10 protein-coding genes are annotated in these 10,945 nt (G+C 67.9%); 5 read left to right on the top strand and 5 right to left on the bottom strand.

Going from position 1 to position 10,945, the window contains the following annotated elements; all coding sequences use genetic code 11:
- Positions 1-979: 979 nt before the first annotated feature.
- From murB to LPT13_RS01920, 3 genes are all read right to left on the bottom strand, one after another.
- The gene (gene murB / locus LPT13_RS01930) at positions 980-1,921 is read right to left on the bottom strand and encodes a UDP-N-acetylmuramate dehydrogenase (RefSeq protein ID WP_430622549.1); all 942 of its coding nucleotides are present in this window, start codon (positions 1,919-1,921) and stop codon (positions 980-982) included.
- 57 nt (positions 1,922-1,978) lie between these two features.
- Positions 1,979-2,650 (bottom strand): DUF3800 domain-containing protein, encoded by a 672-nt coding sequence (locus LPT13_RS01925; RefSeq protein WP_242162940.1) that lies wholly within the window; start codon positions 2,648-2,650, stop codon positions 1,979-1,981.
- Positions 2,651-2,933: 283 nt separating this feature from the next.
- Positions 2,934-3,833 (bottom strand): serine O-acetyltransferase, encoded by a 900-nt coding sequence (locus LPT13_RS01920; RefSeq protein ID WP_242162938.1) that lies wholly within the window; start codon positions 3,831-3,833, stop codon positions 2,934-2,936.
- 335 nt (positions 3,834-4,168) lie between these two features.
- On the opposite strand from LPT13_RS01920, the gene LPT13_RS01915 reads away from it, so the two are divergent.
- Complete coding sequence (locus LPT13_RS01915) at positions 4,169-5,593, top strand: amidophosphoribosyltransferase (RefSeq protein ID WP_242162936.1); 1,425 nt, start codon at positions 4,169-4,171, stop codon at positions 5,591-5,593.
- 133 nt (positions 5,594-5,726) lie between these two features.
- Here LPT13_RS01915 and LPT13_RS01910 read toward each other — a convergent pair whose 3' ends face one another.
- Positions 5,727-6,572 carry a formate/nitrite transporter family protein gene (locus LPT13_RS01910; RefSeq protein ID WP_242162934.1) on the bottom strand — a complete coding sequence of 282 codons (846 nt, stop codon included), beginning with the start codon at positions 6,570-6,572 and terminating at the stop codon, positions 5,727-5,729.
- 68 nt (positions 6,573-6,640) lie between these two features.
- Positions 6,641-7,291, bottom strand: coding sequence for a 5-formyltetrahydrofolate cyclo-ligase (locus LPT13_RS01905; protein ID WP_242162932.1), 651 nt, complete (start codon positions 7,289-7,291; stop codon positions 6,641-6,643).
- A gap of 330 nt (positions 7,292-7,621) precedes the next feature.
- Here LPT13_RS01905 and LPT13_RS01900 point away from each other — a divergent pair, with 330 nt between their 5' ends.
- From LPT13_RS01900 to LPT13_RS01885, 4 genes are all read left to right on the top strand, one after another.
- Positions 7,622-8,017: a metallopeptidase family protein gene (locus LPT13_RS01900; protein WP_242162931.1), complete on the top strand. Its 396-nt coding sequence runs from the start codon at positions 7,622-7,624 to the stop codon at positions 8,015-8,017.
- Between the two features lie 72 nt (positions 8,018-8,089).
- A complete protein-coding gene (locus tag LPT13_RS01895) occupies positions 8,090-8,542 on the top strand; it encodes a flavodoxin domain-containing protein (RefSeq protein WP_242162930.1) in 453 nt (150 codons plus the stop codon).
- Between the two features lie 260 nt (positions 8,543-8,802).
- Positions 8,803-9,420 (top strand): LOG family protein, encoded by a 618-nt coding sequence (locus tag LPT13_RS01890; protein ID WP_242162929.1) that lies wholly within the window; start codon positions 8,803-8,805, stop codon positions 9,418-9,420.
- Between the two features lie 109 nt (positions 9,421-9,529).
- On the top strand, positions 9,530-10,936 hold the full coding sequence (locus LPT13_RS01885) for an MFS transporter (protein ID WP_242162927.1): 1,407 nt from the start codon (positions 9,530-9,532) through the stop codon (positions 10,934-10,936).
- The last annotated feature ends 9 nt before the right edge of the window (positions 10,937-10,945 follow it).

Here is a 10,945-nt window from a genome sequence, read left to right as displayed (position 1 = left end):
CGCTTCAATCCTTACGCCGTAGAGGGCCCTTGCCTCACGCCGTCCCCTTGACGGCGCATGCCCTCCGTACCAGCCAGCTGCCGACCGGCCGGTCCTCGATTCTCAAAGCGAAAACGACGAGCTACGGAGCACCCCCCCCCCGCCTCGTTTTTTCGAGCTCAGCCGGCAGTTCTGTCGGCGCGGGAGAGAGCGCGCATAGCGCCCCGATTTCCACCTATGGGCATAGTTCCTCCATAGGTTACTTCATTGTAACCCTTTCGTTACATTAAGCCAAGCAGAATCAAGCGTGTTTAGGCGAGTAAACAAAAAATCAAATATAGCCCTCCACCTTGCATAACACTGACCGTGTCAGTAGTAGATGCCTTAAATCGGGCCATTCAGCCACCCTCGGGATCCCCTGGCTCCCGTCAACCCCACAAGCTCCTCTTTCAACAGCAAGTCAACAACCTCTCAACAATTATTAGTAATTCGCAAATATATATTCGAAAACCTAACTATTTTCGTCGCCTCCCAAACCCCCAAGAACTCCCGCCGGAAACACCCCCCCCCAAGCACTAAACCCAAACCCACCCGCCACCGCTTGCCACCCCCCCTAAGCCAAACCCGCCGCCGCTCCGCAAACCCCGATGTCCAAACCCGCCGCCGCTCGCGGCCAAGTCGCCTCGAACGAAAATGACAAACAAATGTTTCACGTGAAACATTTTGCGCCCCCCTGGAGGCCCTGCCGCGCAGCAACCCCACCGCATGGCAAACTCCTCCGCGCAATAAACCTGCCACGCATCCCCTCCATGGCAAAAGCGCGTACGAATGTTTCACGTGAAACATTTTCGCGCGCTTTATCGCACAGCGAAATTCGCTATGAAATTGAATGTATTATTGTACTGAATTTAGTACATTTAAATATAAGTGTACCTATTTAATCTCACTGAAAGAGAAAGCGGAGAGGTCGCTCGGGCGCATTTCGGCAACTGTGGACAGGCTACTCCCCACGGCTCCAGAGGCGCACCTCGGGCTCGAGCGTGACGCCAGATTGCTCCCTCACTCGCTCCCGCACCTGGGCGATCAGGCCGAGCACGTCGGCAGCCGTGGCGTCGCCGACGTTCACGACGAAGCCCGCGTGCTTGGTCGACACCTGCGCGCCCCCGACGGAGACGCCCTGCAGCCCGGCATCCTGGATGAGCTTGCCCGCGAAGTGGCCTTCCGGCCGCTTGAACGTCGAGCCGGCCGACGGCAGGTCGAGCGGCTGCTTTTCCTCGCGGCGCCGCGCCAGGTCCTCCATGCGCGCGCGGATGGCCGCGGGGTCGTCGGCCGTGAGGCGCAGCGTGGCGCCCAGCACCACGTAGCCGCGCTCCATCATGAGGCTCGTCCGGTATCCCCAGGCGGCCTCGGCAGCCGGCACGTCCACCACGTCGCCCTCGGGCGTCAGGCAGCGCACCGCCACGGCCACGTCCGCGAACTCGCCGCCATAGGCGCCGGCGTTCATGACCGCCGCGCCCCCGACGGTGCCGGGAATGCCGCTGGCGAACTCGTACCCGGCCAGCCCCGCCGCGCACGCGACCTCGGCCACCTCCGCGTTAGTGGCCCCTGCCTCCGCGAACACCACCCCGCCGCACGCCGCGGCTTCCATCTGCACCTCGATGTGGGAGAAGCGGTCGGCGAGCTTCACCACCACCTCGTCCAGGCCCTCGTCGGCCGCGAGCACGTTGGACCCGAGCCCCAGCACGCGCCACGGCCAGCCGAGGCGGCGACACGCCAGCACCACGGCGCGCACCTCGTCCTCGCCAGACGGCATGACCAGCCACCGCGCCGGCCCACCGATGCGAAACGTCGTGTGCCCGGCCAGCGGCTCGCGCTCCAGCACGCCCTCGTCGCCGAGGACCGCCCTCAGCTCCGCGCCAACCTGCTCCTCCGTCGCCCGCACGCCACGCTCCTCTCCCTCTCAGACACTTTTCCGCCCCCGCCCCATTCGCATCCTGAGCTAAAGGCGTTTTCTCCTTGCCTGCTTCAGATAGTTTCTCTTGAATGCACCGATGCCTCCGAAGAATCTCACATCCGTGGCGGTATCGGTGTGACTCTCATATTTGAGCGCCGAAAGCTCTACGTCGCAGAGATAGTCGGCCACCTGCGCCAGGCAAAACGCACGATAATTCGCATCTCGGTAGACGTAGGCATCCTTGGCCAACATAAACCCGATGGCATCCCGCAAAGCCGCCGCCACGGCAGGTTGCCCATTATCGTAATAGACCTTCACTGTTTCGAAAGACTGAAAATACTCGAGATGATCGGAGAGAAACAGCACGAGATCTCGCTTCAGCAGCGCCCTCAATCGATCGGCGTTGCCGAATTCCCTGCTCTTGTAAGAAAAAGTCGCATAACGCACGGGGAGGCGCTGAACGAAAACACCGAAGGACACGAACATCCTCTTCCGCGCCTCCAGATCCATCTCACGATACGCGTCATGCCCCCGCTTGAGTGGCGTTGCATGAAAGGGGATATCCGGCAAGCCGCGCCGAGCGAGGGACAGTCGGTAGCTATCAAGCGCCGCTTCGAGGTCATCGGCCTGGTTGTGAAAAACCAGCGTGACAAGATAGAAGCGAGAACTACCCTCCTGCATTCCCGATTCATCGCAGAATATGCTCAACTCGCCCAAATGCTCCCCTAACAAAAATGCCGGGGGATAGCCCCCGGCGCTTGACAGCAGCGCGATGCGCCACTGCCACCTTTATACCGTCTTTCCGAGCCGATATCAACCACGCGCGTTAAACAGGCGCAAATGCCCATGCGTCACGCGCGCCCATGGTGTTTCACGTGAAACATCTCGCGCACGCCCGTGCCCGCACGCCGCGCGCACGCGCCCGCACGCCACGCGCCCGTGGGCACGCCACGCACTCGCACCACGCCCGTGCTCGCGCCGCGCGCAGGCGTCGCAGCTGCTAGTCCTTCTCGCCGGGCTGGCGCATCGTGATTTCCTGCGCCTTCACCGACACGCGCGAGAACGGCGGCACCGAGCTGGTGACGAACGTCGAGCCGGCGATGACCGAGCCGCGCCCCACCACGGTCTCGCCGCCGAGCACGCTGGCGTTGGAGTAGATGGTCACGTCGTCCTCGATGGTGGGGTGGCGCTTCACGCCGGCCAGGCGCTGCCCGCCGCGCGTCGACAGCGCGCCCAGCGTGACGCCCTGGTAGATCTTCACGTGGTCGCCGATCTCGGTGGTCTCGCCGATGACGACGCCCGTGCCGTGGTCGATGAAGAAGTACTCGCCGATGGTCGCGCCGGCGCCGATGTCGATGCCCGTGCCGCTGTGCGCCAGCTCGGTCATCACGCGCGGGATGATGGGCACGCCCAGCTCGAACAGCACGTGCGCGATGCGGTACACGTAGATGGCGTACAGGCCCGGATAGGTGAAGATGACCTCCTCCTTCGAGCCGGCCGCCGGATCGCCGTCGTAGAGCGCCTGCACGTCGGTGAGCAGCACGCGCTGCACGCCGGGCAGCTCGTCGAAGAAGGCGGTGCAGATCTCGTTGGTGCGCTGCTCGATCTGCTCGGGCGTGCTGGCGTCGTCGGTGTAGCGCAGCGCCGTGATGACCTGGGCACGCAGCACGCGCTCGATCTGGATGAGGGTGTCACCGATGAAGTACCGCGGGCTCGTGTAGGGCGACAGCATCTCCTCGCCGAAGTAGCCGGGGAACAGCACGCGGCGCGTCTCCTTGAGCAGCGTCTTGATGGCCGAGCGGCTGGGGAAGTGGCGGCCGGGCTTGGTGAAGAAGATCTCGTCGGCCTCGTAGTTCTTCTCGATCCCGGCGACGATGCGCTCGAGGTTGTCTCCGAACATGGCTCCTCCTTCGGTGGCGGGCTGGGGCCGGCGCGACCGGCGCGGCGGGCGTGCGGGCGGCCAGCGGCAGCGCGGGCGCGCGTGGCAGGCAACCGTCGCGCGCCGCGATCGGCGCCCGCGCGCGTCCCGCCCGCGGCGCCGCCGCGCCGGCCCCAGCGAAATGTCTACCGACAGTGTAGGGAATTCCTGTCGATTTATCAGGCACAAACCGAAAAAGCGGACGTTCGGCGGCGACAGCGCGCGGGCAGCGTCTATACTCCTCGCGTAAGGCAATCGGCGGCAGCCCGAGCGCCCCGGCGACGCGGGCGGGCCCCCTAACCCGCGGAGGTACCATAGTGGGCGGCTTCTTTGGCGCGGTCTCGCACCGCGACGTGGTTCTGGACGTTTTCTTCGGCGTGGACTACCACTCCCACCTGGGCACCCGTCGCGCCGGCATGATCTTCCACGAGGAGGGGTCCAGCTTCCAGCGTCAGATCCACTCCATCGAGAACACCCCCTTCCGCACCCGCTTCGAGGACGACCTGCCCAAGTTCCACGGCACCACGGGCATCGGCTGCATCAGCGACACCGACCCGCAGCCGCTGCTGGTGCGCAGCCACCTGGGCACCTTCGCCATCACCACCGTGGGCGCCATCAACAATGACGAGGAGCTGGTGGAATCCCAGTTCGTGAGCGAGGGCCGGCAGTTCATGGCCATGAGCTCGGGGAAGGTGAACCAGACCGAGCTGGTGGCCGCGCTCATCAACCAGAAGGACAACTTCGTCGACGGCATCCGTCACGCGCAGGACCTCATCGAGGGTTCGTGCACGCTGCTCATCATGACGTCGGACGGCGAGATCATCGCCGCGCGCGACAAGATGGGGCGCCTCCCGGTGCTGGTGGGCCGCGACGGCGACGGCCACTGCATCGCCTTCGAGTCGTTCGCCTACCACAAGCTGGGCTACGAGGACGCCTACGAGCTGGGCTCGGGCGAGATCGCGCGCATCACCGCCGACACCATCGAGACGCTTTCCGCCCCGCGCGACAAGATGAAGATCTGCGCGTTTCTGTGGGTGTACTACGGCTACCCCAACTCCAACTACGAGGGCATGAACGTCGAGGTCATGCGCTACCGCAACGGCGAGATCATGGCCCGCGACGAGCGCGCCCAGGGCTGCATGCCCGAGGTCGACTACGTGGCCGGCGTGCCCGATTCCGGCGTGCCGCACGCCATCGGCTACGCCACCGAGAGCGGCATGCCCTTCGGCCGCCCGTTCATCAAGTACACGCCCACCTGGCCGCGCTCGTTCATGCCGAGCAACCAGGACGTGCGCAACCGCGTCGCCAAGATGAAGCAGGTGCCCGTGCCCGAGCTCATCCGCGACAAGAAGCTGCTGTTCGTGGACGACTCCATCGTCCGCGGCACCCAGCTGCGCGAGACGGTGGACTTCCTGTACGAGTCCGGCGCGCGCGAGGTGCACATGCGCAGCGCCTGCCCGCCCATCATGTTCAGCTGCAAGTACCTGAGCTTCTCGTCGAGCAAGTCGGACATGGAGCTCATCGGCCGCCGCGTCGTACACGAGCTGGAAGGCGAGGAGGGCGTGCGGCACCTCCGCGAGTACGCCGACTCGTCCACCGAGCGCGGGAAGTGCCTGCTGAGGAAGATCTGCGAGGACATGGGCTTCGACTCGCTGCGCTACCAGTCGCTTCAGGGCATGCTCGACGCCATCGGCATCGATCCCGAGCAGGTGTGCACGTACTGCTGGACCGGCGAGGAGTAGGCCAGCGCCCGCAACGTCAGGCAACGAGGAAGGCGGCGTCCCGAGGGGCGCCCCCTCGTGCATGACGGGGGGGTGCGGTGCCGCGCGGGCCGGGCACGACGCCGGACGAGCCAGGCGGCGTGCCGCGCGGCGGCTAGTTCTGAGTGTCCTTCTGGTGGTACACGAACCAGTAGGCCAGGCCCACGAAGAGGGCGCCGCCGACGATGTTGCCCAGCGTGGCGGCCGACAGGTTGTACAGGATGGACGCGATGGTCAGCGGATCGGCGGCCACGGTGGAGGCGTAGCCGGCGCCGCTCAGCACGAAACCCATGGGCAGGAAGAACATGTTGGCCACGCAATGCTCGAACCCGCACGCCACGAACGCCGAGATGGGCAGCAGGATGCCGATGACCTTGTCGACGATGGTGCGCGCCGCGAACCCGATCCACACGGCCAGGCACACCAGGATGTTGCACAGGATCCCCTTGAAGAACAGGGTGACCCAATCCAGGGACACCTTCGACACGGCCGTGGATATCATGACCGCGCCCACGTTCCCCCCGTTCAGGTCGGCGACGTGGGCCATGAACACGATGAACACCACCAGAAGCGCGCCGACGAGGTTGCCGAACCACACGATGACCCAGTTCTTGAGCATGGCGCCCAGCGTGATCTTGCGGCTGGCCAGGGCTGTCACCATGAGCGCGTTGCCGGTGAACAGCTCGGCGCCGCAGCACAGCACCAGCACCAGGCCCAGGCAGAAGCACAGGCCGCCCACCACACGCTGCACGCCGAAGGGCAGCGTCGCGTCGCCGAGGAACGTGCAGAAGAACATGGCCCCGAAGGCGATGAACGCGCCGGCGAGCATGGCCAGCACGAAGCACTTGGCGGGCGCCAGCTTCGTCTTGCCGACGGCGAGGGCCTCGGCCTTGGCCTCGACGGCCGCGGGCGCCAGAGCGTCGGGCTTGAGGGCTTGCAGGTCGGCAGCTTCGATGCTCATGGGCGTCTCCTTCGAGGCAGTCGGGCGGAACCGCGGGCCCGTCGCGGGCGCATCGCGGCATCGCCCCACTATAGGGCATCCGGGCCAGGGCGACCCGGGCGCAGCACCTCGGATTCGGCGACGACGGCGGCGACCGGCTGGTCGTGCGGCTCCAGGCCGGGCAGCGCGGGCAGCAGGGCGGCGTCGCGGCACAGTCCGACGGACACACCGGGAAAGGCGGCCAGGAAGCGGTCGTAGAAGCCGCCGCCGTAGCCGATGCGGAAGCCGTGCCGGTCGAACGCGAGCCCCGGCACCAGCGCCACCGCCCGCGGGCCGGCCTGCGACGGATCGAGGGCCCGCGCCGGGTCGGGCGCGGGCTCGTCCATGCCGAACCGGCACCTGACCAGGCCCTCGAACGAGTCGGTGATGTACCAGTCCAGCGCGCGAGTACCCGGCACGCAGCAGGGCAGCGCCACGCGCTTGCCCGCGTCCCACGCCCACGCGATGAGGGCGCGCGTGTCCACCTCGGCGCCGAAGGACAGGTACGCCAACACCAGGTCAGCCGCCGCCAGCTCGGGCAGCGCGCGGGCGCGCGCCGCGATGGCCGCGTCCGCCTGTGCGCGCTCCGCCTCCGGCAGCGCCTCGCGGGCCGCGCGCAGCCGCGCCCGCAGCGCCGCCTTCGCGGCCACGGCCGCGTCGGCCGCGACGCGCACGGCGCCCTCCTCCATCTCGTCTGCCACGATCACACCTCCGCAACGTCGATCGCACCATTATAGGAAGCCCCGCGGACACTTTCCCGCCTCCGCATGGCAAGATACGGAGGTTTGGCATACTCTGGCGCCTCGACGCGCAGACGGCGCCCGAAGCCGACCTGGGGTTTTGCCGTGCCGACGTCGGCTCAGCCGCCCCAAAGCGCAGCCTGAAGCGCCTCCCAGTATGCCAAACCTCCGTATCTTGCCACACAGACGTTCCGAAGTGTCCGGGAGCGGCCGCCGACGTGCGGGCCCATGGTAGAATCGTCGCCAGCGCGGCGCCGTGGGGCGCCGCCCTGCCGCAGGGAAGGGGCCGCCATGTACGAGATGAGCGACGAGGAGTTCGAGCAGGTCATCCAGGAGGCCCTCGACGCCATGCCCGACGAGTTCCTCCAGGCGCTCCAGAACGTGGCCATCGTCATGGAGGACGAGCCCAACGAGTACCACCTGGGCACCCCCGACGAGCCCTTCTACCCCGAGGGATCCTACTGCGACGACGAGCTGCTGGGCCTGTTCGACGGCCTGTCGCTGGTCGAGCGCGCCGACGGCTACGACGACGACCTGCCCGACGTCATCACCATCTTCAAGGGCCCGCACGAGCGCTGCTTCGACAGCCGCGAGGAAGTGGTCGAGGAGGTCGGCAAGACGGTCATCCACGAGATCGGCCACTATTTCGGCATCGGCGACGACCGCCTCTACGAGATGGGCTACTAGCGCGACCGCGTCCCGCGAGGTGCCCAATCCCGCGGAGCGTGGCCGCACGCTGTCAGCAAGAAGGGAGCCCGCATGAGAGCGGCGATCATCTACCATTCATCGCACCACGGCAACACGCGCAAGGTGCTCGACGCGCTGGCAGCGGAATTTGGCGTGGAGCTGGTCGAGGCGTCGAAAGCCTCTGGCATCGACCTGAGCTCCTACGATGCCGTCGGCTTCGCGTCGGGCATCTACTATTCGGAGTTTGCCCAGGCCGTGACCGCTTGCGCCGAGCACCTCCCCGCCGGCATGCCCGCGTTTCTGATCTACACTTGCGGCAGCAAGAGCTCGCGCTACGGTTCCGCGATACGAGGCGTGCTCGCCGAGCGGGCCAACCCCCTCCTGGGCACGTTCGGCTGCCGCGGTTGGGACACCTTCGGCCTCTTCAGGCTGATCGGCGGCATCGCCAAGCACCACCCCGACGACGCCGACCTGGCAGCTGCGCGCGCCTTCTACGCCAACAAAGTCCTCGGCGCCGGAGAGTAGGCGCCTCCGGCACGCGAGAGCAGGCCGCAAGCGAGCAAGTCCAGGAGGCAACCCCACCCCGAGCATCGCGATGGGGCCGGCAGGGCGGGCACGCGCCGAGCGCAAGGGATGTATGGGTATAATCGGGACTTCGAATAGGGAAGAAAACGTGGCGCAGACGCGAGCACAGGCGCAAGCGTGGACGTGACGCGGGTTTTGGCGTGAGTACGCCCGCGCCCCCGCGAGGCGCAGGCGCGGGCACGAGCGCGATGAAAGGCAGCATGATGAACATCACGGTGTACTGCGGATCCAACCCCGGGGCCGACCCCCGGTTCGCCGAGGCCGCGCGCGAGCTGGGCACGTGGATCGGCGCGAGCGGGCACTGCCTGGTCTACGGCGGCAGCTCGGTGGGGCTCATGGGCGCGGTCTCGCGCGCGGCGCTCGATGCCGGCGGGCGCGTGGAGGGAGTCGAGCCGCAGTTCTTCATCGACGCCGGCGTGGCCCAGCACGACCTGACCGAGCTCCACGTGGTGGAGACGATGGGACACCGCAAGGCAATGATGATAGAGCTGGGCGACGCCTTCGTGGCGCTGCCGGGCGGCGTGGGCACGCTGGAGGAGATATCCGAGGTCATGTCGCAGATCCGCCTGCGGACGGGGCCGGCGCACTGCCACCTGCTCAACCTCGGCGGCTTCTACGACCCGCTGGCGGAGCTGCTGCGCGCCATGGTCGACCAGGGGTTCCTCGACGGCTACGAGCTCGACCGCATCTGCTTCCCCGCCAGCGTGGGCGAGCTCGAGGCGCTGCTGGCCGAGGACGCCGCCGACCTGGCCGTCACCGGCGGGCGGCGGCCGCAGACGCCCTACTGCCCCGAGGCGCTCCCCGGCAACCGCGGGTAGCGGCCCCGCGCAACCGAATCTCTCGGCTGCCGCCACCCGAAGGCGGTGGCGCAACCAATGTCGCTACCCCATGCTGGGCCGCGACCGACCGCTCGCCCGAAGGAGCCCCATGACCGATCCCGCCTCGCGCGACGCCGCCGCGCCCGCGCCCCACGACCCCGCCGAACCCGACGCAGCGCCCGCACGCGACGCCGCCGCGCCCGCGCCTCACAACCCCGCCAAGCCCGGCGCCACGCCCGCCGAGCCCGGCGCGCCCGCCGCGTCCTCCGACGCGCCCCTGCTCAGCGCAGCCGGGCTGCCGCTGCCGCGCAACTGGCTCGCCATCATCGCGTTCATCTGGGGCGGCCAGGCCGTCTCGATGATCACCAGCTACGCCGCCGGCTACGCCATGGTGTGGTACGTCACCGAGACCACCGGCAGCGCGCTCGTGCTGGCGGCCATGAGCATCTGCGCCATGCTGCCCATCGGGCTCGTCTCGCCCTTCGGGGGCGTGGCGGCCGACAAGCACAACCGCAAGCTCATCATGATCGTGGCCGACGGCGGCATCGGCGTGGTGTCGCTCGTCGCGGGCCTGCTCATCCTGGCCGGCGACGTGTCGCTGCCGCTGCTCGTCGTGGTGTGCATCGCGCGCGCCGTGGGCCAGGCCTTCCACGGGCCCGCCATGATGGCGGCCATGCCCATGCTCGTGCCCGAGCGCCACCTGCTGCGCATCAACACCCTCGACCAGCTGCTCGCCTCGGTCGCGGGCATCGGCGCGCCAGCCTTCGGCATCTTCCTGTACACCACCCTCGGGTTCTCGTCGGTGATGCTCCTCGACTTCGCCGGCGCCGTCGTGGCCGTGGCCGGGCTGCTGCTGGCAAAGATCCCCACCGTCGTCGACGAGCAGGCGGAACGCCAGCATGTGCTGGCCAACCTGCGCGACGGCTGGCACGCCGTGGCCGCCAACCGCGGGCTGCTCATCCTGGTGGCCGGCGTGACGCTGGGCATGGTCACCTTCGGGCCGCTGTCGGCCCTGTTCCCGCTGATGACCTACGACCACTTCGGCGGCGACGGCTACGCGGCGTCGCTGACCGAGGCGGCCTTCGGCGTGGGGATGCTGGCTGGCTCGCTCATCCTGATGGCCTGGGGCGGCGGCCGGCGGCTGGCCGGGCTCATCGCCGTGGCGGCCGTCATCGTGGGCGCGGCCACGGCGGCCTGCGGGCTGCTGCCGCCCGACGGGTTCGGCGCCTTCCTGGCGCTGACGGCGGTGATGGCCGTGGCCTGCGCGTGGTTCAACGGGCCGCTGGTCACGCTCACCCAGCGCAACGTCCCCGACGAGAAGATGGGCCGCGCCATGGGCCTGCTCACCGCGGCCATGGGGCTGGCCACGCCGGCGGGCGTCGCCGTGGGCGGGGTGCTGGCCGAGGCCGTGGGCGTCGCGCCGTTCTTCGTGGCGGACGGGCTGGCCTGCCTGGCGCTGGGGCCCGTCATCTACCTGTTTAAGTCGGTGCGCGCGCTGGACGCCCCGAAGGAGTAGACTTGCGGC

The organism is Adlercreutzia faecimuris (assembly GCF_022669055.1).
Lineage (GTDB): Bacteria > Actinomycetota > Coriobacteriia > Coriobacteriales > Eggerthellaceae > Enterorhabdus > Enterorhabdus faecimuris.
Note: the sequence above shows the minus strand (reverse complement) of the source record. Positions and strands in the feature narration are given on the sequence as shown.

Bases quoted from the DNA above. Each gene is read 5' to 3' on its own strand.
- LPT13_RS01920 (WP_242162938.1), bottom strand. From the start codon at position 3,833: ATGTTCGGAGACAACCTCGAGCGCATCGTCGCCGGGATCGAGAAGAAC.
- LPT13_RS01910 (WP_242162934.1), bottom strand. From the start codon at position 6,572: ATGAGCATCGAAGCTGCCGACCTGCAAGCCCTCAAGCCCGACGCTCTG.
- LPT13_RS01900 (WP_242162931.1), top strand. From the start codon at position 7,622: ATGTACGAGATGAGCGACGAGGAGTTCGAGCAGGTCATCCAGGAGGCC.
- LPT13_RS01895 (WP_242162930.1), top strand. From the start codon at position 8,090: ATGAGAGCGGCGATCATCTACCATTCATCGCACCACGGCAACACGCGC.
- LPT13_RS01890 (WP_242162929.1), top strand. From the start codon at position 8,803: ATGATGAACATCACGGTGTACTGCGGATCCAACCCCGGGGCCGACCCC.
- LPT13_RS01885 (WP_242162927.1), top strand. From the start codon at position 9,530: ATGACCGATCCCGCCTCGCGCGACGCCGCCGCGCCCGCGCCCCACGAC.